The 25,210-nt window shown below is 66.4% G+C and carries 23 protein-coding genes; 13 read left to right on the plus strand and 10 right to left on the minus strand.

What is annotated here, in order from left to right; all coding sequences use genetic code 11:
* Nucleotides 1–119: 119 nt before the first annotated feature.
* The 3 genes from V4558_08045 to V4558_08055 all read right to left on the minus strand — a co-directional run bounded on the left by V4558_08045 (nucleotide 120) and on the right by V4558_08055 (nucleotide 2,090).
* Nucleotides 120–713, minus strand: a complete 594-nt coding sequence (locus V4558_08045) for a YggT family protein (GenBank protein MES2305443.1) — start codon at nucleotides 711–713, stop codon at nucleotides 120–122.
* Between the two features lie 4 nt (nucleotides 714–717).
* Nucleotides 718–1,665 (minus strand): acyl-ACP desaturase, encoded by a 948-nt coding sequence (locus V4558_08050; protein ID MES2305444.1) that lies wholly within the window; start codon nucleotides 1,663–1,665, stop codon nucleotides 718–720.
* Nucleotides 1,666–1,817: 152 nt separating this feature from the next.
* Nucleotides 1,818–2,090 carry a hypothetical protein gene (locus tag V4558_08055; GenBank protein MES2305445.1) on the minus strand — a complete coding sequence of 91 codons (273 nt, stop codon included), beginning with the start codon at nucleotides 2,088–2,090 and terminating at the stop codon, nucleotides 1,818–1,820.
* Nucleotides 2,091–2,204: 114 nt separating this feature from the next.
* Here V4558_08055 and V4558_08060 point away from each other — a divergent pair, with 114 nt between their 5' ends.
* Nucleotides 2,205–2,975: a hypothetical protein gene (locus V4558_08060; GenBank protein MES2305446.1), complete on the plus strand. Its 771-nt coding sequence runs from the start codon at nucleotides 2,205–2,207 to the stop codon at nucleotides 2,973–2,975.
* Complete coding sequence (locus V4558_08065) at nucleotides 2,972–3,946, plus strand: hypothetical protein (GenBank protein ID MES2305447.1); 975 nt, start codon at nucleotides 2,972–2,974, stop codon at nucleotides 3,944–3,946. Before V4558_08060 ends, V4558_08065 begins: the two co-directional genes overlap by 4 nt.
* A 127-nt stretch (nucleotides 3,947–4,073) precedes the next feature.
* Here the strand turns inward: V4558_08065 and mgtE are convergent, their stop codons facing one another.
* Both mgtE and V4558_08075 read right to left on the minus strand, forming a co-directional pair.
* Nucleotides 4,074–5,462, minus strand: a complete 1,389-nt coding sequence (gene mgtE / locus V4558_08070; GenBank protein MES2305448.1) for a magnesium transporter — start codon at nucleotides 5,460–5,462, stop codon at nucleotides 4,074–4,076.
* Nucleotides 5,463–5,486: 24 nt separating this feature from the next.
* Nucleotides 5,487–5,867 carry a hypothetical protein gene (locus V4558_08075; GenBank protein MES2305449.1) on the minus strand — a complete coding sequence of 127 codons (381 nt, stop codon included), beginning with the start codon at nucleotides 5,865–5,867 and terminating at the stop codon, nucleotides 5,487–5,489.
* A gap of 135 nt (nucleotides 5,868–6,002) precedes the next feature.
* On the opposite strand from V4558_08075, the gene pruA reads away from it, so the two are divergent.
* From pruA to V4558_08090, 3 genes are all read left to right on the plus strand, one after another.
* Nucleotides 6,003–7,625, plus strand: coding sequence for an L-glutamate gamma-semialdehyde dehydrogenase (gene pruA / locus V4558_08080; protein ID MES2305450.1), 1,623 nt, complete (start codon nucleotides 6,003–6,005; stop codon nucleotides 7,623–7,625).
* A gap of 50 nt (nucleotides 7,626–7,675) precedes the next feature.
* Nucleotides 7,676–8,434 carry a hypothetical protein gene (locus V4558_08085; GenBank protein ID MES2305451.1) on the plus strand — a complete coding sequence of 253 codons (759 nt, stop codon included), beginning with the start codon at nucleotides 7,676–7,678 and terminating at the stop codon, nucleotides 8,432–8,434.
* Nucleotides 8,435–8,603: 169 nt separating this feature from the next.
* Nucleotides 8,604–9,995, plus strand: a complete 1,392-nt coding sequence (locus tag V4558_08090; protein ID MES2305452.1) for a M20/M25/M40 family metallo-hydrolase — start codon at nucleotides 8,604–8,606, stop codon at nucleotides 9,993–9,995.
* Nucleotides 9,996–10,152: 157 nt separating this feature from the next.
* Here the strand turns inward: V4558_08090 and V4558_08095 are convergent, their stop codons facing one another.
* Genes V4558_08095 through V4558_08110 form a run of 4 tightly spaced genes read right to left on the minus strand, consistent with a single transcriptional unit; the run spans nucleotide 10,153 to nucleotide 14,787 of the window.
* Nucleotides 10,153–11,733 carry a DHA2 family efflux MFS transporter permease subunit gene (locus tag V4558_08095; protein ID MES2305453.1) on the minus strand — a complete coding sequence of 527 codons (1,581 nt, stop codon included), beginning with the start codon at nucleotides 11,731–11,733 and terminating at the stop codon, nucleotides 10,153–10,155.
* A 3-nt stretch (nucleotides 11,734–11,736) separates the two neighbouring features.
* A complete protein-coding gene (locus V4558_08100; protein MES2305454.1) occupies nucleotides 11,737–12,777 on the minus strand; it encodes an HlyD family secretion protein in 1,041 nt (346 codons plus the stop codon).
* Between the two features lie 27 nt (nucleotides 12,778–12,804).
* Nucleotides 12,805–14,124, minus strand: coding sequence for a TolC family protein (locus tag V4558_08105; protein MES2305455.1), 1,320 nt, complete (start codon nucleotides 14,122–14,124; stop codon nucleotides 12,805–12,807).
* Between the two features lie 9 nt (nucleotides 14,125–14,133).
* Nucleotides 14,134–14,787 carry a TetR/AcrR family transcriptional regulator gene (locus V4558_08110; GenBank protein ID MES2305456.1) on the minus strand — a complete coding sequence of 218 codons (654 nt, stop codon included), beginning with the start codon at nucleotides 14,785–14,787 and terminating at the stop codon, nucleotides 14,134–14,136.
* 322 nt (nucleotides 14,788–15,109) lie between these two features.
* Between V4558_08110 and V4558_08115 the strand changes: the two genes are divergently transcribed.
* From V4558_08115 to V4558_08140, 6 genes are read left to right on the plus strand one after another with little or no spacing between them, the layout of a single operon-like run.
* The gene (locus tag V4558_08115) at nucleotides 15,110–16,231 is read left to right on the plus strand and encodes a tetratricopeptide repeat protein (GenBank protein ID MES2305457.1); all 1,122 of its coding nucleotides are present in this window, start codon (nucleotides 15,110–15,112) and stop codon (nucleotides 16,229–16,231) included.
* Nucleotides 16,228–17,136 (plus strand): ABC transporter ATP-binding protein, encoded by a 909-nt coding sequence (locus V4558_08120; GenBank protein ID MES2305458.1) that lies wholly within the window; start codon nucleotides 16,228–16,230, stop codon nucleotides 17,134–17,136. Before V4558_08115 ends, V4558_08120 begins: the two co-directional genes overlap by 4 nt.
* On the plus strand, nucleotides 17,133–17,867 hold the full coding sequence (locus V4558_08125; GenBank protein MES2305459.1) for a hypothetical protein: 735 nt from the start codon (nucleotides 17,133–17,135) through the stop codon (nucleotides 17,865–17,867). The genes V4558_08120 and V4558_08125 overlap by 4 nt, the downstream gene beginning before the upstream one ends.
* On the plus strand, nucleotides 17,864–20,470 hold the full coding sequence (locus V4558_08130; GenBank protein ID MES2305460.1) for a pitrilysin family protein: 2,607 nt from the start codon (nucleotides 17,864–17,866) through the stop codon (nucleotides 20,468–20,470). Before V4558_08125 ends, V4558_08130 begins: the two co-directional genes overlap by 4 nt.
* A 9-nt stretch (nucleotides 20,471–20,479) precedes the next feature.
* Nucleotides 20,480–21,016 (plus strand): CDP-alcohol phosphatidyltransferase family protein, encoded by a 537-nt coding sequence (locus V4558_08135; protein MES2305461.1) that lies wholly within the window; start codon nucleotides 20,480–20,482, stop codon nucleotides 21,014–21,016.
* Nucleotides 21,013–21,429 (plus strand): OsmC family protein, encoded by a 417-nt coding sequence (locus tag V4558_08140; GenBank protein ID MES2305462.1) that lies wholly within the window; start codon nucleotides 21,013–21,015, stop codon nucleotides 21,427–21,429. The genes V4558_08135 and V4558_08140 overlap by 4 nt, the downstream gene beginning before the upstream one ends.
* A 151-nt stretch (nucleotides 21,430–21,580) precedes the next feature.
* Here V4558_08140 and V4558_08145 read toward each other — a convergent pair whose 3' ends face one another.
* Nucleotides 21,581–21,895, minus strand: coding sequence for a hypothetical protein (locus V4558_08145; GenBank protein MES2305463.1), 315 nt, complete (start codon nucleotides 21,893–21,895; stop codon nucleotides 21,581–21,583).
* A gap of 292 nt (nucleotides 21,896–22,187) precedes the next feature.
* Here V4558_08145 and V4558_08150 point away from each other — a divergent pair, with 292 nt between their 5' ends.
* Together V4558_08150 and V4558_08155 are read left to right on the plus strand one after the other, a co-directional pair.
* Nucleotides 22,188–22,883 (plus strand): thioredoxin domain-containing protein, encoded by a 696-nt coding sequence (locus tag V4558_08150; GenBank protein ID MES2305464.1) that lies wholly within the window; start codon nucleotides 22,188–22,190, stop codon nucleotides 22,881–22,883.
* Nucleotides 22,880–24,835, plus strand: coding sequence for a potassium transporter Kup (locus V4558_08155; GenBank protein MES2305465.1), 1,956 nt, complete (start codon nucleotides 22,880–22,882; stop codon nucleotides 24,833–24,835). Before V4558_08150 ends, V4558_08155 begins: the two co-directional genes overlap by 4 nt.
* Nucleotides 24,836–25,210 lie beyond the last annotated feature (375 nt).

The raw sequence follows: 25,210 nt of genomic DNA on the forward strand, positions 1-25,210 counted from the left end.
CGCCCTTGGGCGGCACCGGTCATCGCGTCAATCGGAGCTTGAGCTCCCTTTGCTTCGGAAACCGGTGCCGCGCAAGCGCGGCACCACCGGTCGCGGGTCTGGCATCTCGATAGGGCGGGCTATCCCCAAAACGCATTGAGCACCAGCGTCCTCGCCAATGATAGCACGAGATACGCCACGAGGGGACTGATATCGAACATCCCGACGTTGGGGAGCACCCGCTGGAGTGGCTCCACCAGCCAGTCGGTGAGGATGTAGAAGATCCGCATGAAGCGGTTGTGCGGCCCCAGCCCAAACCAGGAGCCGATCACTCGGACCATCAGGGCGCCGATCAGCAGCGAGAAGGTGTAATGCACGATCGTCGGGAGCAGCAGCCCGGCCGGGTTCGAGGCCAGGGCCAGCAGCCCGAAAATGAACCCGATGAGCCAGCGGACCAGCGAGATCAGCGCGAGCCCGCCCAGCACGGTGAGGCCGACCAGCCAGAGCGGCGCGCTCTGCGGGTTGCCGCCCGCGCGGACCAGCCGCTTCTCGACCGGCTTGAGCAGCGGGTCGCTCCAGCCGCGGACGAAGCGGGGCCAGCCGCTGAACGGCTGCAGCTTGCCGCTGCGCACGGCCCAGTGGGTCAGCGCCACCACGGCCGACAAGGCGAAGGCGCCCGCCACGAAGAGGCGGACGCCGAGATCGATGTAGGCGGCGACGATACCAGGATTCACCAGCTCACTCCATCACGAATTCGCGCGCGAACGCCACGTCGAAGGCGAAGGTCTTCGCGCGGGCGCGGGTCTCCATCAGGTCGGCGATGCGCAGCAGCCGTGCCGGCACTTCGAGCAGCCGTTCCTGCGCCTTGCGGCCCCACTCGTCGAGCCCCTCGAGCGTCTCGATCCGCCAGTGCGCCAGCTGTTCCTGCACGATCTTCAGGTAGTCGCGCGGGCCGTAGATGCCCGAACGACGGATCACGTCGGCGAATTCCTTGAAGCCGGGGATCGTGATCCCGGGCATATCAATAGCCGGCATGATGTGCGCCGCCGAGCGCAGTGCCTCGCTCGGATCGCGCTTGAGAATTTCGCTGAACACCCTGCGATAGAAGGTGAAGTGGCGTGCCTCTTCCATCGCGATCTTGGCGAGAATGCCGCCGAGCACCGGTTCGTATTCGCCGATGACGCGACCGGTGTTGGCGTGCGAATACTGCGTCGCCCGCTCCTGCAGCGTGGTGTAGACAAAGACCCGGTACGGATCCTTGTCCCACTCGGGATGGAAGCCGGCCTTGATGTATTCGAACTTGAGTTCTTCGATCCGGCGCTGATCGACCGCGCCGGTATCGCGCATGTAGTCGGAGAGCACCGCCCCGTGGCGATCCTCTTCGGCAGTCCAGAGATCGTTCCAGAGGCGCCAGTGCGAGTCGTCGCCGAGGTACACGGCAAGCAGACGATGGAAGTGCGGCAGCCCTTCTTCGGTGAGCGTATTCAGCGCGAGCGCGGCACGGCAGGCATCGGGGAAGCCCTTGACCCGTTCGATCAGGACCTGGCGATGTTCTTCGGGGTCGGTGCCGGCTTCGGGGGACAGGAGGTCGTGGGGGAACCAGAGCTCCCGCTTCTCCTCGTGCTCCGCCATCCACCCCTTTACCTGAGGCTCGAGATCCTTGAGGACCTCGACCTTTCGACCCATGACCCGATCCGCGTCCGTCAGACCCATCGCAAGTCCATTCCTGGTTTCGCCTTACGACCATCGGTGCAACCGGATCGAGGGCAGGGGCCCCCCACCGATTGAGCAGTCGTCTAATGTAATGGCGAAAGTCGGGGCGGAAGGGGCCAGCGGGACTATTTCGTCCGGCACCGCGTGCTGATCGCCGGCCGGTTGTCGCAGGCGATGGTTTCGTTCATCCCGTGGGCCAGCGGGCCGCACGCCGTCGAATGCGCCGCCCGCGTCGCCTCGGCCTCGGTCTCGTGCGACGCCTTGGCGCAGTTGTTCCCGCCGTTGAATTCCACGCAGACATCGCATTCCACCTTCTGGGCCGAGAGCGTGGTCCAGGCGAGGAACGCAAAGAAGGCGACGATGAGGGCGAGCCAGCCGAGCGTGCGGGGTTTTGCCATGGGGGGAATCTAAGGTGAGGGGAAGGGAGAAGGGGGAAGAGCGCGATACGGCCCGATCATCGAGTGACATCTGTTCCTCCCTTCCCCCTTCCCCCTTCCCCTATCTTCTCTCTCATGCGACTTACCCTCCTGCTCTCGCTCCTCCTCGCCGCTCCGCTCTCCGCCCAGACCGACTACCGCAACCTCGACGATGGCCGACCCATCGCGACCGAGGATGCCTGGCCCATCGAGCATCGCGGCTTCGAGCTGATGGTGCCCGTGGCGATCTCTCGCGTGGCGGGGCGCAGCGAGAGCGTGGTCACGCCGGAGCTGGGGTGGGGGATCTTCCGCAACGCGATGATCGGCGGCAAGCTGCCGGTGCTGCTCGGAGATGGCGGCGGCATCGCCGGGCCGCGCGCCTACGCCTTCTACAGCTTCAATTCCGAAACCGCTGCCCTCCCCGGGTTCGCGCTTCGAGCCGATGTCGCCTTTCCCGGCGGCGCCGCTGCAGGGGATCGCGCCACCGTGGCACTGAAGGCGATCGCGACGCGCAGCTGGGGCCGCTTCCGAACCCACCTCAACGTTGTGCATGGTTTCGGCGACGGCAGCTCACTCCCCGCCGCCGAGGCCGCGCCGCGCTGGGGCGGTTCGCTGGCCGCTGACCTGCTCTCGATTCGCCGGAGTACCCTCTTCCTGCTTGAGGTGCGCGCGGCCCAGTCGGTCGTCGGTGGCGCCTTCGAGTGGGCGGCCGCGACCGGCCTCCGCGCGCAGCTCGCGCCGACTCTGGTCTTTGACCTGGGCGTCGCGACATCCATCTCCCGAGACGACGGCAATGAACGCTCCCTCACCCTGGGGCTGTCGCACGCCTTCGGCATCGCCGCCCTCTGGCCGCGAGGTGCGAAATGATCCGCACCCTCGCACTCGCGCTGCTGCTCGCGTCGCCGCTGACGCTGGCGGCGCAAGACGGTCGCGACGAATCGATGTATTACCCGGGTTCCTTCAACTGGCAGTTCCTGAAGCAGTATCCCGATGCGGCGAAGCTCTTCCACGCCTTCGACTACGGCCACGCGATCCTCTACGAGCGGCTGCTCACGCTGCCGAATGATCGGGCCACCGCGGCGCTGGCGACCGACTTCGACTTCCTCACGCGCGACCTGCTGGTCCATCCGCCGAAGTTCTCGATCGCCGAAGAAGCGGTGATGCCGCACTACGCCCGCTTTGCGTGGCCCGCGAAGCAGGCCTTCGACTGGGCCCACCTGCTGCATCGCCAGATCTACGATCTCTATGCCGATGAACGGCTTGCCCCCGCGCGGCGCGATTCGCTCATCGAGCGCGTGACCGACGCCTATCTCAGCGATGCCGATTACGCCTTCGCTGCCGTGCCCAAGGCGATGGAGTTGATGGATGACCAGCCCTTCTCGCAACGCTTCCGTAAAGAGCAGCCGAAGTTCAACGGGCTGATCTGGGCCTATCACTGGCTGCAGGTCGGACTCTACGAGCCATTCCTTGCGGGCAAGACCGCGGCCGACCGCCGTGCCGGCGTCGACGGAGTGGTGCGCCGCTTCCGGCAGATGGTGGCCGATCCGGCGCGATTCCCGACCGTGATGCCGATGACATCAGCAGTGGCGCCACGCTTCAGCGCCGCGCATCCGCGCGCCGCCGCGATCTTCGACAACCTCCATATGACGCACGACATCATCAGCGACATCCTCGCTTCGACCACGATGTCACGCAGCGCCAAGGGGAGCGAGATCCGCAAGCAGCTCGCCGAGATGCGGAATCCCAAGGACAAGCTGATGGGGTGGGACCACTGGAAGATGATGGGCGAGATGATGGGAGGAGTCGACAAGATGGGCGGCGAGGCGCACCCGGACTAGAGACTAGCGACGTGTCACCCTGAGCGAAGCGAGGGGGCGGAGCATCGTTCTGGAGCAGAGTTCCGCCCCCTCACTTCGTTCAGGGTGACAATCTCCCTTCCCCCTTCTCCCTTCTCGCTTCTCGTTCTTACAGCAACGTCCCCCGCAGAATCAGCGACGCCACCGAGAAGTAGATCACCAGTCCGGTGACGTCCACCAGCGTCGCCACGAACGGCGCGCTCGCACTCGCCGGGTCGAGCCCGAAGCGCCGCAGCACGAACGGCAGCATCGATCCGGCGAGTGACCCGAAGAGCACCACCCCGATCAGCGACAGAAACACCGTCATGCCCAGCAGCAGGTAATGCGGGCCGTAGTCGTAGAAGCCGAGGAATTGCCAGAGCGTAATCCGCAGGAAGCCTATGCCGCCGAGCATCGTGCCCAGCGTGAGTCCCGAGGGCAGCTCGCGGACCACTACACGCCACCAGTCGGCCAGCGTCACTTCCTTGAGCGCCATCGCGCGGATGATGAGCGAGGTGGCCTGCGATCCTGAATTGCCCCCCGACGAGATGATCAGCGGGATGAAGAGCGCCACCACCGCGGCCTTGGCGATCTCGTGCTCGAAATATCCCATCGCCTGCGCCGTGAGCGTTTCGCCCACGAAGAGCACCGCGAGCCAGCCGCCGCGCTTGCGCAGCATCTCGACGAACGAGATCTGCAGATACGGCTCGTCGATCGCCTCCATACCGCCGAACTTCTGGACGTCCTCGGTCTGCTCCGACACCAGCGCGTCGATGATGTCGTCAACCGTGACGATGCCGAGCACGTGGTTCCGTTCGTCGATCACTGGAATCGCGAGCAGGTTGTACTTGCCGATGAGGCGCGCGACATCCTCTCGATCGACCAGCGGCCCCACGGTGAGCGGCTTCCGTCCCTCGCCGATGCCTGCGACTCGCGTCGGCCCCGGCACCATCATCACCTCGCGCAGCGAGATCACCCGCTCGAGCGTGTTGCTCCCCGGCTCGAGCACATAGATGGCGTACACCGTCTCCTTCGCGTTGCCGACCTCGGCGATGTGCTTCTTCACTTCGTCCGCGGTCCAGGTGCTCGGCACCCCCACGAACTCCGTCGTCATCAGACCGCCCGCCGATGTCGGCGGGTAGTTCATCAGGGTGCGGAGCGTGTCCCGGGTCGGGGCAGGGAGGAAGTGCAGCAGCCGCGCGCGGCCGGCATCCGACAACTCGCGGTAGAGGTCGACCTGCTGGTCGGCCGAGAGGCCATCGAGCAGCGCGGCCGAGGTCGACTCGTCGAGCGCCTCGAAGATCTCACCGCGGCGTTCGAGCTCCGGTTCGTCGAGCACCTGCACGGCGCGATGGAACGGCAACGCCCCCACGACACGCACGGCCGCTTCGAGCGGCAGCGCGTTGACGGCCTCGGCGAGATCGACTGGACGGAGGTCAGCGCAGGCGGCGACGAAATCTTCTTCGTCGCCGCTGAGGAGGTAGAGGAATTCCGGGGTAAGACCTGGAGGGACAGACACGAGCGGGCCCTCCGGGGTGCGGTGCTAGTGCTTCGGCAGTCCTGCGGTCTCGTCGCCCGACTTGCCGTCGGTAATCGGCGAGACCTGCGAGACCCAGCCGCTGGCGAAGGTCACCGTGAGTCGGTGGCCGAGCGTGTCGGGAACCGTGCTCTTGATCTCGGGGAACTTCTTGGCGTAGGCCAGGGCAGCATCGGCCTGCTTGGCGAAGCCCTCGGGGGTGTCGGCGCCGTGGGCCTTGCCGAACTCCCGGCCGACGGCCATCGCGATCGCCTGCTCCGGGCCGTACTTGGCGTATTCATCGGCCGACATCAGGCCGTCCTGGCCCGCGACGTACTTGTAGCGGTCGTAGGTCGGGCAGGCGGCTACACCGAGAGTCAGGGCGAGCAAGGGAACAAGACGGCGCATCGGGTCGTTCTCCGGACGAAGTCGAGCTGGGTGACGGCCCCAAAGGTAACGATCGAAGGGCCAATGAGCATCCTTGCTCGGGCCGGGGGGGCGGCCTACCCTTCCCGCCGACCAGAACCCCGCAGGAGTAGCCCCATGAGCGCCATCGGCAACATTCCCAATCCCGTCAACGAACCGGTCCTCAGCTATGCCCCGGGCACGGCCGAGCGCGCCGCACTGCAGGCCGCGGTCAAGACCCTGGGCAGCAGCGTGACCGATATCCCGGTAGTCATCAACGGCGTCGAGCATCGTCCCGGCAAGACGGTCCGGGTCACCTCGCCGCAGAACCACCAGCATCATCTCGCCAACACCCACCAGACCACGCCCGAGCTGTTGCAGCAGGCGATGGATGGCGCGGTCGCGGCCCAGCGTGACTGGGAGCGGATGCCCTTCGTCGATCGCGCCGCGATCTTCCTCAAGGCCGCCGACCTGCTCGCCGGTCCGTGGCGCGCCCGGATCAACGCGGCGACGCTGCTGGGGCAGGGGAAGACCCCGCACCAGGCCGAGATCGACGCCGCCTGCGAACTCGCCGACTTCTTCCGCTTCAACGTCCACTACGCCGAGCGCCTGCTGCACGAGCAGCCGATCTCGGTGCCGGGCGTCTGGAATCGACTCGAGCATCGCGCCCTCGAAGGCTTCATCTACGCGGTGACGCCGTTCAACTTCACCGCCATCGGAGGCAACCTCCCGACCGCGCCGGCGATTCTCGGCAACGTGGTGCTCTGGAAGCCTTCGGCCACGGCCGCTCTCTCGAACTGGCTGATCTACGACATGCTGCGCGAGGCAGGGCTGCCACCCGGCGTGATCCAGTTCATCCCGGGTGACTCAGTCCAGACCTCGGCCGCGCTCCTCGATGATCGCCGTCTCGCCGGCATCCACTTCACTGGCTCCACGGCGGTCTTCCGCGGACTCTGGCTCGGTGTCGCCGAGCGGCTCGGCAAGTACCGTTCGTACCCGCGCATTGTCGGCGAGACCGGTGGCAAGGACTTCATCCTCGCCCACCAGAGCGCCGACGTCGAAGCGCTGGTTACCGGCCTCATCCGTGGCGCCTTCGAGTATCAGGGGCAGAAGTGCTCGGCGGCCTCGCGCTGCTACATCCCCAAGTCGCTCTGGCCGAAGGTGAAGCAGCGGATGCAGGAAGAGATCGCGAAGATCAAGGTCGGCGACCCGGCCGACTTCTCGGTCTTCGTAGGCGCCGTGATCGATGAGCGCGCCTTCACCAAGCTCGATGGCGTGCTGACCGCCGCGAAGAGTGATGCCGGCGTTGAAGTGGTTGCAGGTGGCACTTCCGATCGTAGCACCGGCTGGTTCATCAACCCGACGCTGCTGCGCGTCGACGATCCGAAGCATCGCTTCATGCAGGAAGAGTTCTTCGGGCCGATCCTCACTGCCTATGTCTACGACGACGCCAAGTGGGATGAGGTGCTGCAGCTGGTCGACTCGGCCACCGACTACGCCCTCACCGGCGCCGTCTTCGCGCAGGATCGTCGCGCAGTGTTGCAGGCCAACGAGGCGCTGCGCCACGCGGCGGGCAACTTCTACGTCAACGACAAGTGCACCGGAGCAGTGGTCGGTCAGCAGCCCTTTGGCGGTGGTCGCGCGAGCGGCACCAACGACAAGGCCGGCTCGATCCTCAATCTCTACCGCTGGACCTCGGCCCGGACCATCAAGGAACTCGGCAACCCGCCGGTGGATTGGCGGTACCCGTACCTGGGATGAGTCGTTGTCACCCTGAACGCAGTGAGGGGGCGGAGCTCGGCTGTACCGCGATGCTCGGCCCCCTCGCTGCGCTCAGGGAGACAACCCCGCTTGCGCAATTCGTGGCCTTGGGCAAGTGGGGGCTGCTCGCCCTCCTCTTCGCCCCGCGCTATCCCGTCCGCGCACTCGATGGCGCTTCGTTCACCGAATCGATCCGGACCGAAGCGATCACAAGGATTTCGAACAGCTCGCGCCGCCGCCTCGTGGCGCGCGAAGCGCACTTCTCGAGCACACTGCACGGTGACACGCTGGTGGTGAGTGCCGACAGCGTCACGCTGAGCGAACTCGCCGATGGTCACAGTCGCACCCTCGACACCGACGGCTTTGTCGGCGGGCTTTACCGCCTCCTGGTCGATTCGATCGGCCGCTCCACCCTCATCGAGCGACCCTTCGTTCCCGACGACATTGTCGAGGTGAGTGATCTGAGCCGCGCGATGGACGACTTCCTGCCGCCGTTGCCGCCGGAGCTTGCCATCGATGGCAGCATCGATGCAGGCGGGCGCACGTGGCATCGGACTGCCGATTCGAGTGGCATGCGCCGCTTTCGCTGGAGCCTTCGTCTCTCGCAGGATCGCACCGAGGCCGTGGGCGACTCGGTTCCGGCCACCATCGCCGGTGAGAGTCGCGAGTCCGGCGCGATGGCCTGGAGCCCGACGCGCGGCCCCTTGGCCTGGACCCGCCGGATCGAATCCGACATCACCACCCGCTTGCGCGGCCAGACCATCATGGCGAGTGTAGTGCAACGCATCGACGTCCGACGGACCCGGTGAGTTGGTGGTGCCGCGCTCGCGCGGCACCGATCCCACCTTCCCGACGGGCCTGCTCGCGCCGCGCCTCGCGTGGCGCAGATCGCACCTTCAAGCGAAGCTCCGCTCCCTCGCTCCGCCCGCCTCGCGGGCTTCGCTCAGGATGACACCTCGAGTACCGGAGCACCTCCGCATGCGCTTCCTTCCGACCACGCTCCTCGTCCTCTGCGCCACGCCGCTGCTCGCCCAGCAACCCACCCCGGCCCAGCGCGAAGCCCGCGAGATCCTCGCCGAAATGGTCGGGATGAACACCTCGGAAGTCCGCGGCGACGTCACCCCGCTCGCCGAGAAACTCGCCGCGCGCTTCCGCGCCGCCGGCATCCCTGCGGCCGACGTGATCGTCATCGGCGCGGCCGAGCGGCATCGCAACCTCGTGGTGCGCATCCGCGGCACCGGCAAGGCGAAGCCGGTGCTCTTCCTGTCGCACCTCGATGTCGTCGATGCGCTGCGCGAAGACTGGTCGCTCGACCCCTTCACGCTGACGGAGCAGGATGGCTGGCTCTACGGTCGCGGGACCGCCGACGACAAGGGTCCCGGCGCCACGCTGATCGCGGGGATGCTCGCACTGGCGCGGAGCCCGCAGAAGCCCGAGCGGGACATCATTCTCGCGCTGACGTCGGGAGAGGAGAACGGCGACGTACCCGGTGCGTCCTGGCTCGTCACCAATCACCGTGAACTCGTCGACGCCGAATTTGTCTTCAACTTCGACGCCGGCGGGCCGGTCATCGATGGCGGGGCATTGAAGTGGCTGGAATTGCAGAGTTCCGAGAAGGTCTACTACACGGTCTCATTGAGCGTGCACAACGCCGGCGGCCACTCTTCGCTCCCTCGTGCCGACAACGCCATCTATCGCCTCGCCACCGCCCTCGGCCGGTTGCAGGCATATCGTTTTCCGATTCACCTCTCCGAGGTCACCCGGGCGCAGCTCGCCGCGCAGGCGAAGTACGTGTCTGCCGCCGAAGCCTCAGCCATCCGGGCGGCCATCGCCCTTCCGCTGAACCAGGCGGCGGCTGAGCGACTCGCCGCCCGCTCCCCCGGCTACAACGCCATTCTGCGGACCACCTGCATCCCGACGATGCTCGCCGGGGGCCACGCTGAGAACGCGCTCCCGGCGCTGGCCCGCGCAACGGTGAACTGTCGGTTGATTCCAGGGGAGAGCGCTGTCGCGGCGCTGGCCACGCTCAAGCGCGTGGTGCACGACACGGCCGTCACGTTCGACATCGTGACCGACGCGAAACCCTCGCCGCCGTCACCACTGCTGCCGAGCCGCCTCGAGCTCATCAACAGCGCAGCCATCGAAACGTGGGGTCACGCCCTCCCATTCTTCCCGGTGCAGGAGAACGGCGCCACCGACGGCCTCTTCTTCCGCAACGCCGGGATCCCGGTCTACGGCCTCACCGGCATCGCAATGCCGACCGGCGAATCACGGATGCACGGGAAAGATGAGAGGATACCAGCGAAGTCCTTCGCGGAGGGCGTGACCTTCGCGACGGCGCTGATCCAAGCCGCAGCGATCTCTCGCTAGCGCCGCGCGAGCTGGCAGCGAGAGGGACGGGGGATGGGCTATCGCCCTGAACGAAGTGAGGGGGCGGAGTCCCGGCCCAAGCCGACGCTTCGCCCCCTCGCTACGCTCAGGGTGACACCCTCCGGTGCCCTTCTCCCTTCTCCCTTCTCCCTTCTCCTCAGTGCGTCTCCACCTTCCCCGTCACCCTTCCCGTCTTGAACGCCAGCAGTAACGGCAGCGCCGCCGTGAACACCAGCCCCATCGTCAGGTACAGCTTGTCGTACGCCAGCAGCGACGCCTGCTGCTGTACCTTCATCGCGAGCAGCTGATAGGCGCGGGCCTGCGCCTCCTGCATCGACGCGCCGGCGTGACTCATCGCCTGGGTGACCCCCGACAGCCAGTTCGCGACGATCGGGTTCGAGGCGTCGAGGTGTGGCAGCAGCCCGTCGCGCGCATGCTCGGTGAAACGCGTGACCAGCGTCGCGGCCACGGCGATTCCCATCGAGCCACCCAGCTGGCGTGCGAGGTTGAACAGCCCCGTCCCCTGCGCCATCTGCTGCGGCTTGAGCTGTGCCACCGTGAGTCCGGTGAGCGGCACGAACACCAGCCCCATCCCGATCCCGCGGATGATGATCGGGAACAGCGTGTCGTGCAGCCCGATCTCCATCGTGAACTGCCAGTGCAGCGCCATCGACCAGAGATAGAGCAGCACGCCGGTGACCACCAGCGGTCGCACGTCGATCTTGGGCGCCATCTTCCCGACGACGGCCATCGTGATCGCGCTCGCAATCGCTCCCGGGAACATCACCTTGCCGGTATCCCACGCCGAGTAGTGCAGCAGCCCCTGCAGGAACACCGGTAGCGCAAACGTTGAGGCGTAGAGCGCAAAGCCGAGCACCAGCCCGAAGAAGACGCCCACGGCGAGCTGCCGGTTCTTGAGAATCCGGATGTCGACCATCGGATGTTCGGTGGCCAGTTCGCGCCAGACGAACGAGATCAGGCCGAACGCTGCGAGGATCGCCTCGATCACCGTCTCGCGCGAGGCGAACCAGTCGTTCTGTTCCCCGCGCTCGAGCATGATCTGCAAGGAGCCGACGCCGAGGGCGAGGAAGAGCAGGCCGTACCAGTCGATGCCGTGCCGCTCCACCGTGACCGACGGTTCCGGCACGTGGCGCCAGCAGAGGTATCCCGCGATCACGCCCAGCGGGAGATTGATGTAGAAGATCCACGGCCACGAATAGTTCTCGGTGAGCCAGCCGCCGAGTGTCGGCCCAAGGAGCGGCCCCACCATCACGCCGACGCCGAAGATCGCCGTCGAGGTGCCGCGCTCTTCCTTGGGGAAGACGTCGAAGAGAATCGCCTGGGCCGTGGAGATCAGTGCACCGCCGCCGAGTCCCTGAATCACGCGCCAGAAGACCAGTCCCTCGAGCGAGCCGGCGTGGCCGCAGAAGAACGAGGCGACCGTGAACAGCACGATCGAACCGGTGTAATAGTTCCTGCGACCAAAGGTGTCAGAGAGAAATGACGTCATCGGCAGCACGATGACGTTGGCCACGATGTACGCCGTGCTGACCCAGGCGATCTCGTGCAGCGTCGCGCCGAGATTCCCCATCATGTGCGGAATCGCGACGTTGACGATGCTGGTGTCGACCAGTTCGAGGACCGACGCCAGCGTCACGGCGAAGGCAATCAGGAAGCGCGCCTTGTAGATCGCTTCCCGGCTGCGTGGCTCGGCCTGCGGCAATGCGATGGACGCCACGGCTTACTTCGCGATCCGGATCGACACGTCGACCGACATCCCCGGGCGGAGCGGATACTTCGGGTCACGCGGGCCCACGATCGCGATCCGCACCGGGACGTTCTGCACCACCTTGGTGAAGTTGCCCGTCGCGTTGTCGGGCGGCAGCAGCGCGAACTTCGCGCCGGTGGCCGGCGAGAGACTCTCGACCGTGCCGCGGAACTGATGATCGCCATAGCTGTCGACCGTGAACTCCACCGTATCGCCCACCGCCACGTGACCCAGCTTGGTCTCCTTCACGTTGGCCGTGACCCAGATGTCCTCGATCGGCACCAGCATCATCGCGGTCTGCCCCGGCTGCAGCAGTGCACCCGGCTCGACACTGCGCTTGGTGACGATCGCGGCCATCGGCGACACGATCACCGCCCAGCCCCGCTGCACCTGCGCCGTTTCGAGCGCGGCGCGCGCCGAAGCGACTCGCGCATCGGCACCAGTGAGCGCGGCACTCGCCACGCCGACCTGCGCCTGCGTCGCCGACTGCCCGCGCTTGGTGGCCTCGAGCGTCGCGGCGGCAGCATCATAGGCGGCCTGCGCGGCATCGAGCTGCTGGGCCGCCACGATCTGCTTGGCCGCAAGTCCGCGAATGCGCTCCAGGTCGGCCTTTGCCTTCCGCACGTTGACCTCGGCGCTCTGCACCGTGGCGCCCGAACCCGCAGCCGTGGCCTGCGCCGCGGCGAGCTGCGCCGAGAGCTGCCCGCCGTGCTTGCCGTTGCCGGCCATCGCGAGAGCCGCGTCGAGGTCGGCCTTCGCCTGATCGATGCGAGCATCGAGATCGCGCGCGTCGAGCACCAGCAGCGTGTCGCCGGCCTTGACCACCTGATTGTCTTCAACCGGCACCCGGCTGATGAAGCCCTGCACCTTGCTCGCGATCGGCAGCAGGCGGCCATCCACCTGCGCATTGTCGGTCACGACGTGCGTGCGCGAGTAGAGCAGGTTCTTGCCGCCCCAGGCGGCCGCGCCGAGCGCGACCAATGAGAGCACGATGACGGGGGTACGATTTGCCATTCTTCGAATCCTCCGGCGCAGCGCCGGTCAGTGCACCTGGTCGAGCAAGCCGAGCGCCTTGGCGGCACTCACCTGCGCAGCGCCCGCAGCAATGCGGGCCTGGATGAGGACGTCGCGGGCATTGGCTACATCAGCCTGCGCGTTCGTGGTCTCCACGCTCCCGGTGACACCGGCAGCGAAACGTTCGCGTGCTTCCTGCAACTCCTGCTCGGCGAGCCGGAGATGATCCTGGGCAATCACGATCTGGCTGTTGGCAGAGGCGATGTCGAGCGCGGCCTGACGCGCATCGGCCTCGATCTGCGACTCGAGATCGTGGAGGCGGAGCTTCTGCGCATCGATTTTCAGGCGCTGTTCATCGGCCCGCCGTTCGCGCCGGAAGCCATCGAAGATCGGCCACGAGAGACCGATGCCGACGTTCCAGGTGCCGGCGAGCTTGTCGAGCCCGACACCCGAGGTACCGACGCCTCCGCTCAGGCCGAGCGCCGGAATGAACTCCGCCTTGATGGCGCTGAGGTTCCGTTCCGCCAAGGCGGTCCGCTGCCGTTCTGCGGCGAGGTCCTGACGCCGCGCTTTCGCCATCGCCACGGCCGAGTCGATGTTGCTCGGCAGGCCGTTGATCGCGACCGTAGGATCGCCCGCGGTGGTTACCTGTGTGCTTACCGGCAGGTCGAGCGCGCGGGCCAGATCGAGCTCGGCCCGGTCGCGCTCGTTGCGCGCGACAGCGAGTCGGCTGCGCGTGGCCGCGAGCTGCGTTTCGGTGCGGGTCCGATCGATTCGCGGTGCCGTGCCGGCATCGACCTGCGAGCGCGCGATCTCGAGCAGCGCTGCCGCCGTCACCGAATCGGTCTCGCTGCCGTGCACTCGACCTTCGGCAGCGGCAAGCCGCAGCCACGCGACGCCGGCGGTGGCAGCGCTGATTTCACCGACGCGCGCCGCATCGAGGTTCGCGGCGAGTGCCGTGTCTCTTGCCGCGTGCAGCCGCTGGATTGTTGCCTGCGAGAAGAGCAGCTGCTCGGCCCCGAGCTTGAAGCGATAAACCGTGAACGGGTCGGTCACTTCCGGCACACCCGGGAAGGAGAGCCCGAACTCGGTCAGGTTCACGGTCTGGCGGATCGCGACCGCATTGCCCGTGATGCTCGGCAGGAAATCGGCGCCCCGCTGCGTACGGCGCACATCCACAGCGCGAGCAGAGAGACGCGCGAGCGATCCCTGGATGCCGTTGCTGCGGCCACGGGCGATCGCGTCGGCGAGCGTGATGGCAGTGGACTGTGCGGCGGCGGGTGCCGGCGTCCCCAGCAGGGAGATCGCGGCAATTGCACCGGCAATGAACTTGAACGTGGACCGCATGTATCCCCTCTATTCCTGCGCCAGCGCCGGGCGCTGACGGATGCCATCGAAGACGAGTGACAGGATCGACTCGATCTGATCCTCGGGCGTCGGTCCGTCGGGGTCGAGCCCGCCGAAGAGCGCGCGAACGTGGTTGAGCTGGACGATCAGCGCCGGCACCATCGTCGGCACCATCGCGACCGCCTCGGGGCGGAATTCGCCGCTGGCGATGCCGCGATCGACGATAGCCCGCAGCAGCCGGCGGTGCCGCACGATCACGTTTTCCCAGTAGTAGCGTTGAATCTCGGGAAATTGCGGCAGCTCACTCTGTACCAGACGAGTGACGCAGACCATCTGGGACTTCGACAGCTTGGCCCACATCGTCCGCATCATCGTCTCCAGCAACTCGGCCGCCGAGCCGGTGTGCTCCCGCACCCGCGCCTCGGCCGATTCGATCATCGCGATGACGTTCTTCTCGACCATCGCCCTGAAGAGGTCGTCCTTGGAGGCGAAGTAGAGGTAGACCGTGCCCTTTGAAACGCCGGCGTGCTTGGCGACCTCTTCCAGGGTGGTCGCCCGGTAGCCGCGCTCGCCGAAGACGGTGAGGGCCGAATCGAGGAGTTCCTCAGGTCGGGCCTCGGGTCGGCGCTGGAATCGCTGGGCGGTTTTCGGGGCTGCAGACATCGGTACGGCTCCTTTTTACTAACTGACTGGTCAGTAAGATAGGAAACGCGTCGCGGGGCACAAGGGGGGAAGGATGACGGATGACAGATGACAGATGAGGGGCGGTCGCCCTGAACGAAGTGAGGGGGCAAGGCGTCGCTGCGGTTCTATCCTCCGCCCCCTCGCTACGCTCAGGGTGACAGACCTCCACCATCCACCATCCGCCATCCGCCATCCGCCATCTGTCATCTGTCATCTGTCATCCGTCATCCTTTTCTAGCTCTTGCACTTACATGGAGTTCCGCCAATCTTGCAGTCGACCCCGCCTGGAGGCCGATCGCACATGACGGAGCCCTACCTCAGCTCCGACGAGTATGATGAGCAGGCCCACCAGTTGTACAACGAAGGTCGCTACGACGATGCCCTCGCCCTCCTCCGCGAGGGGCTCCTCCGGTACCCCCAGTCAGTCGAACTCCATGTCGGGATAGGCTACGCCCAACTCGCGCGCGAGGAATACGCGTGGGCCCGTGGGGCGTTCGATCTCGCGCTGGTGATGGACGGGGAACACGAGGATGCCCTCGCCGGACTGGGTGAGACGCAACTGGTGCTGGGCCAGATCGAAGGCGCGCTCCGCTCCTTCCATCGCATCATCGAACTCGGCTTCGACGACGACCACGAACTGATGTTGCAGGTCGGCCGCGCCCTCTTCCGCGAAGGCTATTTCGTGGAGGCGCGTCTCTTCTTCGATCGCGCGCATTCGCATCATCCCGACTCGCCGGAAATCGCGGCATCGCTGGGCTACACGGCGCACCGGCTCGGCCTCGATGCCGATGCGTTCTACTGGCTGCGTCGCGCGCTCGAACTCGAACCCGAATATCCCGAGCCGCGGATCTACCTCGCCAACGTGCTCTACGATCGTGGCGAGACCGGCCCCGCGTTGCATCACTTCGCGCGCATCAAGCCCGATGATCACTTCGACGATCTCGGCGTCTGGCGCACCATCGAACTGCTCAAGGTCGCCCGCGGTGTCGGCGATGATGATCCCGATGTGCAGCTCTGGCTCGCGCGTCTCGCCGAACTCGGCGGTGAAGCGTCGGCCGAGGATATGCTGCTCGCCGAGATCGAGTCGATGCAGCCCGACGGCACGCCGCGCGACCCGAATCAGCTCGAGCTCTTCGGCACCCTGATGCGCGATGTGCCCGAAATGCTCAAGCGACCAGCCGCCGACGCCGGCGTCCACGTCATCGAAACACTCGCCGGACTGACGCTGCGCGGCTCCTGGGATGATCTGCTGATGCACCTGCAGACCGTCGAAGGCGCGTGGGCCGACGGCACCTTGCTCGAATTCATGCAGGCGTTTGCCCAGCGCGGCACCGCCGAAACCGGAGTCAGTATTCCTGTGACCAGTGCCGAAGCCTTCATCCGAGGCTCCGCCGATGCCGGCGTCCTCCGGATCCTGCAGTGATTCGATTCGAAGCTGCCAGTAAAAGCTATGTGTCGCTCATCCGTCGTCGCCGCGTCGATGCGCTCGCCGATTTCTCGATCGAGATGCAGCGCGGTGAAGTCGTCGGCATTGCCGGCCCCAACGGGGCTGGCAAGTCAACACTGATCTCGCTGATGATGGGCTTCCTCCACCCTACGTCGGGGTCGGTCACCGTCAACGGCATGAGTCCCCGCACCTATGTGGCCAGCGAGGGCGTCGGTTACCTCACCGAACTCGTCAACCTGCCGCCCCGCTGGAAGGTGCCCCACACGCTGCATCGGATGGCCTCACTCTCGGGCGTGCCGTCGGCGCAGCGCGAATCCGCGGTGCAGGGAATGATGGCGCGCCTCGGCCTCGAAGAGCACGCGGCGAAGCAGGTCCGGCAACTCTCCAAGGGAAACCTCCAGCGCCTCGGCCTCGGCCAGGCGCTGCTCGGCGATTTCGACATCGTGGTGCTCGACGAACCAACCCACGGTCTCGATCCGGTCTGGACCCAGCGATTCCGTGATGTCGTCGCGGAGTTGCGCCGTCCCGACCGACTGGTCGTCATCGCCTCGCACAATCTCGACGAACTCGAACTCCTCGCCGATCGCGTCGCGATTCTCAATCACGGCCGGCTGCAGCGCATTGTCGAACACGGCACCGCGTCGACGGGTGCTGCGCTGATGGTGTGGCGGGTCACCTTCGAAGGCGCGCCCGACGTGGCGTCAGTGCTGGCGGGCGCCACTGAAGTGGCCGGACGTCCGGGGACCTGGCGGATCACCGCCACGCGTTCCGGACTCAGCGCCGGACTCGGTGTGCTGCTGAGCGGCGGCGCCATCCTGATCGAGTGCTCGCCCGAAGAGAGTCGCCTCGAAACCGAATTCCGCGCGGCGGTGGGATCATGACACGCGACAAGTCGCCGTTCCGCTACACCCAGTGGCTCGCGCTCGACCTGATCAAGGTGCAGCTGGCGCTCTTTGCGATCGTCTCGGTCGCGCTGCCGCTGATCGTCCTGCGGTTGTCGAAGAACATGGGCGCCCCGCCCGAGCCCGAAGCGATCCTGAGCGGCACCTTCATGGCCACGTTGACGATCGCGGTTCTGATGACGATCGGCGGATCCATCGGCGGAGACCTGCAGGGCGGCTATTACCGCGCCTGGTTCAGCAAGCCGATGACGCCGGCGTGGTTCTACTTCCAGCGCTGGTTCCTGGCCGGAGTCACCGTCCTGCTCGCGCCGCTGATGCTCGGCGGCATGCTCGCGCTGGTGCTGCGAAACGGCAGCGGACTGACTGTTGATCTGATGGGCACCGTGGCACTTGGCTTCCTGCTGATCGGTTCCGCCTGCCTGCTGATGTCGAACTTCACCTCCAAGGACTGGCTGGTGGTGTTCCTGATCTCGTTCCTGCAAGGACGACTCGCCGCCATCGTCACCGCCGGCGCCAACTTCGGCCTCAAGCTGCCGGAGTGGCTCGTCTGGGTCTACAAGGCGCTGCCGCCATTCCACCTGATCAACCCGCTGAAGCCAATGATTCACGGGAACGACTTGCTGCACGTGCTCGGCTACGGCGTCGCCATGCTGGTGCTGGCGCTCGTGATCGTGCAGCGGCGGCCACTGGGGAGCGGCGGGCGCGCGTGAGCGCGCATCCCACCGAGGGGCTGCGCAGAGAGCGGTTGCCGAATGGCGTGACGCTGCTGGTGCAGCGGCGCCGTTCGGCACCTGCCGCCGCCCTGGTCACCCACGTCCGCGCCGGCTTTCTCGACGAAGCCGACGACGTCGCCGGGATCTCGCACGTCCTCGAGCATATGCTCTTCAAGGGGACGCCGTCACTCGGCCCGGGCGAACTCGCCCGCCGCACCAAGGCGCTCGGTGGCTCGCTCAACGCCTACACCTCCTACGACCGCACCGTCTACTACGCGACTGTACCCGCCCGGCACGCCATCGAAGCGGTGGCACTGCAGGCCGATCAGGTGCGCAATCCGCTCTTCGATCCCGATGAACTCCGCCGTGAACTCGGTGTCATCATCCAGGAAGCGCGTCGCAAGCTCGACACGCCATCGGCCGTCGCCGGCGAGCGGCTGCACGAACTCCTCTTCGACAACCATCGCATCCGGCGCTGGCGCATCGGCACCGAGTCGGTGCTCGAAGGCTTTCGTCGCGAGCACGTCGCTGCATACCACGAGTCGCGCTACACGCCCGGGCGCGTGATCGTCACCCTCGTGGGCGATCTCGACGAAGAGGAAGCACTCGCAGCACTTCGCGCGAAGTGGGGCGACTGGTCGCGCCCCGACGCGCCGATTCCTGCCGGGCCTGCAGAAGGTTCTGCGGCCACGATGCGCGCCCTGCGACTCAGCGGCGATGTGACCCAGGCCGAAGTCGTCCTCGGCTGGCGCGGCACTGGCCCCCTCGCCCCCGACGCACCGGCACTCGAGCTCGTCTCGGCGCTTCTCACCGGCGGGCGCGGGTCGCGCCTGCAGCGGCTGCTGCGCGAACCCGGAATTGTCGCTGGCGTTGGTGCCTCACATTACGGTGCCGAGGATGTCGGCGTCTTTGCACTCGGAGCCGAACTCGACTCGGCGCGGCTGGCCGAGGCATTGCCGCTCGCGCTCGGTGCGGTGCGCGACCTCGCGGAACGCGAAGTCTCCGACGGTGAACTCGACCGGGTGCGCACGCTGTTGCTGATGCGGTTGCGTCGCCGGCTCGAACGCTACGAGAGTCGTGCGACGGCGCTTGCCGGCGCCGAGGCCGATGGCGATGTGGCCCACCTCGATCGCGAAGAGGCGGAGTTGCTCGACGTGACGCCCGCCCAGCTGCGCGAAGTCGCGGCACGCTATCTCGACACCGGCGCCCTCTCGGCGGTGGCCTACCTGCCGCAGCAGGACTCGACGCCGTTCGATCTGAACGATCTGATGGCGGCGCGCAATGCACCGGCCGCGGCGCCGCGGCCCAGTGAGGAAGTCGCCTGGCGCACCCGGCCCGCGACGCTCCCCGTGCGAATTACTCGTCGGACGGCGCACGGCGTGCATCATCTGGCGCTGCCGGGTCTCGATCTGCTCACGGCACGGCACGGCGACGTGCCGCAGGTGTCGCTCGCCATCTATCGCCGGCGAACCGAACGCGAGCAGCTCGACAACGCCGGACTTGCTGCACTCGCCGTCCGATCGATGGTGCGGGGCACCACCGATCGTGACGCTGCACAGCTCGCTCTCGCGATGGAGTCTCTCGGTGGCGTGCTCTCGCCATCACTCGGCGGCGATGTCGTCGCCTTTGGCGCGTCGGTCGTAGCGGAGCGCGTGGCGCACGCGGCGGAGTTGCTGCGCGATGTGCTGACCTCGCCGCGCTTCGACCCGGCATCGGTCGAGATCGAGCGGGCGCTGTTGCTCGACGATGCCCGGGCCGTCGCGGACGACATGGGCCGCTTCCCGTTCCAGCTCGCGCTGGGGCAGGCGTTCTCCGACGCCGGCTACGGCGCGCCAGCGCTCGGCACCGCCGAGTCGCTCGCCGCGCTCACCTTGCAGGACGTGCGCAACTGGCATCAGCGCGCCATCGCGAAGGGACCCACCACCGTGGTCGCGGTCGGCGATGCAGATCCGGAGGCGCTCGCCGATCAGCTCGCCGCCGTCTTCAGCGGCATCGGCACCGACGCGCCCGATGCACCGCCCGGGATGCCCGCGCTGATCGCGTCGGGGCAGCGTCTCGAACATCGCGATCGCCAGCAATCGGCCCTCGCGATGATTTTCCCCGGCCCCGCGCGCACCGACCCGCGGCGCTTCGCGGCCGAAGTCTGGTCGGCGGTCGCCGGCGGACTCGGCGGGCGGCTCTTCGAATCGTTGCGGAGCGCGCGCTCGCTGGCGTACACCGTGATGGCATCGTCGTGGCAGCGGCGCGAAGCGGGTGCGTTGCTGACCTACATCGCGATGGCTCCCGAACGTCTCGACGAGGCGCGCGACGCGATGCTGGAGGAACTCGCGGCATTCCGCGACGCACCGCCCACGGCCGATGAACTGCAGCGTTCCGTTGCGATGCTCGCGGGGCAGGCCGAGATCGCGCGGCAGGGCGCGGGGGCACTGGCCGGCGAGATCGCCGATGCCTGGCTCCTAGGAGAAGGGTTGATCGAACTCGACGACCCGGGCGCGCCCTACCGCAGCGTGACGGCGGAGGCGGTTCACGAAGTGGCGGCAGCCTCGCTCGATCCGGCGCGCCGGGCCGAGGGCGTCGTCGCGGCAGGGCTGCCGGGGTAGCTTACCGGTATGACTGGCGCCGAGGGTCCATCACGTCGGGTTGCGTTTGCGGTGGCGGATGCCATCACGCTGGTGCGCATTCCGCTGGCGGTGGCCTTTCCGTTCCTCCCGAGCGTTCCGGCTCGGCTCACCCTGCTGGCGCTCGCGGCGGCCACTGATTTTGGTGACGGCTGGTGGGCGCGCCGTTTCGGCGGGTCGCGCATCGGGGTGATGCTCGACCCGATCGTCGACAAGCTCTTCATGGCATCGGCGTTCGGTGTGGTGCTCTTCTCGGGAACCCTGAGCTGGTACGAAGTGTTTGCGCTACTGATTCGCGACATCATCGCGTCGGTCGCCTTCTTCATCACCGTGGCCACTGGTCGCGCCACGACGGTGCCCGCCCGCGCTGGTGGGAAAGCGGTGACCTTGCTGCAACTGATGACCCTGCTCGCCTTCGTGCTCGGATCGCCGCTCTTGCGGCGGCTCGCCTGGGCCACGGCAGCGGTCGCTCTCTATGCTCTGTACGATTACAACAAGCCCTTCTTCCGGAAGCTGAGCACTCGATGACTGATCCCAATCTGCGCTTTGGCCATCTCGACTGGACCAGCGGCATGTCGTTCACGGCGAGCTCGGAGAGCTGGCCCAGCATCGTCATCGATGGCAACGGCAAGGAGGGCCCCGGCCCGATGGTCACGCTGCTCCTCGCGGCCGGCGCCTGCAGCGGCTCCGACGTGGTAAGCATTCTCGAGAAGATGCAGGTGAAGCTGAAGTCGTTCACCGTGGATGTCACCGGCCGCCGCAACGAAGAGATGCCGCGCCGCTACAACGCGCTCACCCTCGTCTTCCGCCTCGCCGGCGAAGGGCTGACGCAGGCCAAGGCCGATCGGGCGGTGGAGCTTTCCGTGAGCAAGTATTGCTCGGTGGTGCTGTCGTTGAATCCGGATATTCCGATTACGACGGAAGTCATTGTCGAAGGATGACAGATGACAGATGACAGATGACAGATGACAGATGACAGATAAAGCGAAGGGCCGGCACCTCATTGAGATGTCGGCCCTTCGATCGATCATCAGTCAACCGTCATCAGTCAACTGTCATCTGTCATCTGTCATCTGTCATCTGTCATCTGCTTTACGCAGAGATCTCTGCGGTCTCTTCTTCCGTCGCGACGATTGCTTCGCTCGGGGCTTCGTTCGCCGGGGCGCGGCGGACGACGGGCTGACAGAACCGCTCGCCGAGCACGCGGAGCTGGGTCAGCTCCTCCGGCTTCAGATCGGTGTACCGATCGGCGATGTACTGCATCGTATCGTCCATCCATTCCTTCTGATGCTCTGGTGCGGCTTCGAGCACTCCGCAGCGCAGGATGTGGCTGAACAGCTCGTCCCGGCCCTGATCAAAAGCGGTTGGCATGGCAGGGGGGCGGGGGGCTGGCTTCTTCTTCGTCAATGGACCTTCCTTTGGGCGTTAACGGGGAGCTTCCCCCGCGACTGATATCACTGTATACGCGCAATATAGGGATTCCGTTCATCCCGGGGCAATTCCGGGGTTATCGGGCGCCTTGGCAAAGGGCTTGAGGACCCGACCGGATTTGACCCTCTCCGGCCCGTCGTTCGTTAGATTGCCCCCGGCTCCGGAGGCGTTCAAGCCCCGGGTCGAGCGCGGTACATCCCAGTTCCCGCGCGGCGGTTGTGCCGGCCCACCGGGCCCCGCGCTCACCGATCGCCGCGCCAGAGGCAGCATGGCTCAGGGCCAGAAGTCCTTCTATTACCTCCTCGGCGGGATCGCCCTGGTGGGTGTCGCCGTGGTCGGCTACCGGGTCCTCGGTGGCAAAACCGTCTCGATTCCGGCCAACGTGGTGGTCTCCTCGGCCGACACGACCGGCTTCCGGGGCTACATCCTCGGCTCCGACTCGGCGCCGGTCGAGGTGACCGAATATGCCGACTTCGAATGCCCTGGCTGTGCCAACTTCGAGGCCGTTTCCTGGCCCGATGTGAAGGCCCGGCTCATCGACACCGGCAAGATCCGCTACCGCTACCGCGACACGCCGCTCCCGGTCCACCCCAACTCACGGCTCGTAGCCCACGCGGCTGCGTGCGCCAACGACCAGGGGAAGTTCTGGGAGATGAAGGACCATATCTTCGCGACCCAGACGGAGCGCTTCGGGCAGAAGAATCCGCTCAGTCTGCTCAAGTCGGCGGCCGCGGCAGCCGGGGTGAACACCGATACCTGGCAGACCTGCATGGAATCGGCGAAGTATGCCGGCCGGATCGAGGCCTCCTCGCAGGAGTCGGCCAAGGTTGGCGTCGGTTCGACCCCGACCTTCCTCATCGCGGGTCGGCTCTATGAAGGGATGAGCGGCGACGAGATGGTGCGCATCGTCGACTCGATCGTGGCGGCAAAGGCCACCGCGCCGGCGACTCCGCCGAAGCCGTGAGCCACACTCGCAGCGAGCCGAAGGGGAAGGCGCTCGCCGCCCTCTCCTTCGCCGCCCTCGGTGTCGTCTACGGCGACATCGGCACCTCACCGCTCTACGCGCTGGCCGAATGCTTCTCCGGCCCGCACGCGATTGCCCTCACTCGCGACAATCTGCTCGGCGTCCTGTCGCTGGTCTTCTGGGCGCTGAACTTCGTCGTCTCGTTCAAGTACATCTCGATGGTGATGCGCGCCGACAACCGCGGCGAGGGCGGCATTCTCGCCCTGCTTGCGCTGGTGCGGCCGGGCGGCAAGTCCAAGTCCGTGGGCAAGCGCTCGACCTTGCTGATCCTCGGACTCTTCGGCGCCGCCTTGCTCTATGCCGACGGCGTCATCACGCCGGCCATCTCGGTGCTCGGCGCCGTCGACGGCCTCAAGATGGCGTCGCCGATCTTTACCCAGGCGTGGCTCGTTCCGATGTCCGTGGTGATCATCACCGCGCTCTTCTTCGTGCAGAAGCGCGGAACTGCCGGCATCGGCAAGATCTTCGGGCCGCTCACGACCGTCTGGTTCATTGCCATTGCGATTCTCGGCGCGCGCGGCATCGGCGCGCATCCCGAAGTGCTCGCGGCGCTGAACCCATGGTATGCCGTCAAGTATTTCATGCAGAACGGCCTCGTCGGACTCGAAGTCCTCGGCGCGGTGGTGCTGGTGATCACCGGCGGCGAAGCGCTCTACGCCGACATGGGGCACTTCGGACCCAAGCCGATTCGCCTCGCCTGGTTCGCACTGGTGCTGCCGGCTCTCGTGCTGAACTACTTCGGCCAGGGTGCGCTGCTGCTCGATCATCTGCAGAGTGGCGTGCTGCCGGTCGACTACAATCCGTTCTACGCGCTGGTGCCGGGGTGGGCGCTCTATCCGATGGTCGTCATCGCGACGGCCGCCGCCGTCGTGGCGTCACAAGCCCTGGTGTCGGGCGCGTACTCGCTCACGCAGCAGGGAATGCAACTCGGCTTCATCCCGCGGATGCGGATCATTCATACTTCGCACACCGAGATGGGTCAGATCTACATGCCGGGGGTCAACACCGCACTCTGGCTCGCGTGCATCGCGCTGGTGGTCGCCTTCAAGACGCCGCAGGCACTCGCCGGCACGTACGGCGTGGCAGTTACGGGGACGATGCTCATCACCTCGATTCTCTTCGCGGCGGTGATGTCGAACATCTGGAAGTGGCCGCTCTGGCGGGTCGTCACGGTCACGACCCTGTTCGTGGGCGTTGATGTCGCCTTGCTCTCCGCGAATGTGCTCAAGATCCCGCACGGTGGCTGGGTTCCGCTCGCGGCCGGTGCGCTGCTCTACCTGCTGATGAGCACCTGGAAGAAAGGGCGGAGTCAGGTCACCGCGCTGCTCAAGGAGACCTCGCTCCCGCTCGAGCTCTTCGTGCCCGACATCGCGCGCCGGCAGCCACATCGTGTCCCCGGCATCGCGGTCTTCATGACCTCGATCCCCGACGTGGCGCCACCGGTGCTGCTGCACCACCTCAAGCACAACAAGGTGCTGCACCAGAAAGTGGTACTCATGACGGTGCTCTCGGCCGAGATCCCGCAGGTCGCCGCGGCCGATCGCGTCAGCGTGGAGTCGAAGGGCGAAGGCTTCTACCAGGTGATGGCGCACTACGGTTTCCTCGAATCGCCTGACGTGCCGGAAATTCTCGCGCTCGTCACCGATCGCCTCCACGAGGATCGCGAAGACGGCATGCCCTCCCTCCGGATGAGCGAGATCTCCTTCTTCCTCGGCCGCGAAACCCTCATCGTCACGCCACGTGCGCGCGGCGCACCCCGCGCCGCCGACGCGATGCCGGGGTGGCGCGCGAAGCTCTTCGGCGTGATGAGCCGCAACGCGCAGAGCGCGACCGCCTACTTCGGACTCCCACCCAATCGAGTCATCGAGCTGGGGGCGCAGATCCAGGTGTAGCGAGAGACTCGAGACTCGAGACTAGAGAGCTTGTCACCCTGAGCGAAGCGAGGGGGCGGAGCTCTGGCTCCCTCGACTTCGCCCGCTTCGCGGGCTTCCCTTCGACAAGCTCAGGGCAGGCCGCTCAGGATGATACTCTCTCAGGACGCGAAAGCCCCGGAAAAACACCTCCGGGGCTTTCCTTTTTCCCTGCCGCAACCGCGCACCACTTTTGTCATCTTCCTGAACAAGGCCGGTGTGGCGCACACGATGTATTGCGCAGATCCGTAATCGCATCGATATACAGACTATCGCGCCTCCCACCGATCACAGGGCGCGATACCCCTGAAGGTTGTGCATCATCACCCCCTAGTTCGAGGTACCCATGTTGAGATC

Source organism: Gemmatimonadota bacterium (assembly GCA_040388535.1).
Classification (GTDB): domain Bacteria; phylum Gemmatimonadota; class Gemmatimonadetes; order Gemmatimonadales; family GWC2-71-9; genus Palsa-1233.

Coding starts and splice junctions, on each gene's coding strand:
- V4558_08115 (MES2305457.1), top strand. CDS start 15,110: ATGACGGAGCCCTACCTCAGCTCCGACGAGTATGATGAGCAGGCCCAC.
- V4558_08075 (MES2305449.1), bottom strand. CDS start 5,867: ATGCGCCGTCTTGTTCCCTTGCTCGCCCTGACTCTCGGTGTAGCCGCC.
- V4558_08140 (MES2305462.1), top strand. CDS start 21,013: ATGACTGATCCCAATCTGCGCTTTGGCCATCTCGACTGGACCAGCGGC.
- V4558_08135 (MES2305461.1), top strand. CDS start 20,480: ATGACTGGCGCCGAGGGTCCATCACGTCGGGTTGCGTTTGCGGTGGCG.
- V4558_08060 (MES2305446.1), top strand. CDS start 2,205: ATGCGACTTACCCTCCTGCTCTCGCTCCTCCTCGCCGCTCCGCTCTCC.
- V4558_08125 (MES2305459.1), top strand. CDS start 17,133: ATGACACGCGACAAGTCGCCGTTCCGCTACACCCAGTGGCTCGCGCTC.
- V4558_08110 (MES2305456.1), bottom strand. CDS start 14,787: ATGTCTGCAGCCCCGAAAACCGCCCAGCGATTCCAGCGCCGACCCGAG.
- V4558_08105 (MES2305455.1), bottom strand. CDS start 14,124: ATGCGGTCCACGTTCAAGTTCATTGCCGGTGCAATTGCCGCGATCTCC.
- V4558_08100 (MES2305454.1), bottom strand. CDS start 12,777: ATGGCAAATCGTACCCCCGTCATCGTGCTCTCATTGGTCGCGCTCGGC.
- V4558_08085 (MES2305451.1), top strand. CDS start 7,676: ATGCTCGGCCCCCTCGCTGCGCTCAGGGAGACAACCCCGCTTGCGCAA.
- V4558_08150 (MES2305464.1), top strand. CDS start 22,188: ATGGCTCAGGGCCAGAAGTCCTTCTATTACCTCCTCGGCGGGATCGCC.
- V4558_08090 (MES2305452.1), top strand. CDS start 8,604: ATGCGCTTCCTTCCGACCACGCTCCTCGTCCTCTGCGCCACGCCGCTG.
- V4558_08055 (MES2305445.1), bottom strand. CDS start 2,090: ATGGCAAAACCCCGCACGCTCGGCTGGCTCGCCCTCATCGTCGCCTTC.
- V4558_08065 (MES2305447.1), top strand. CDS start 2,972: ATGATCCGCACCCTCGCACTCGCGCTGCTGCTCGCGTCGCCGCTGACG.
- V4558_08050 (MES2305444.1), bottom strand. CDS start 1,665: ATGGGTCGAAAGGTCGAGGTCCTCAAGGATCTCGAGCCTCAGGTAAAG.
- pruA (MES2305450.1), top strand. CDS start 6,003: ATGAGCGCCATCGGCAACATTCCCAATCCCGTCAACGAACCGGTCCTC.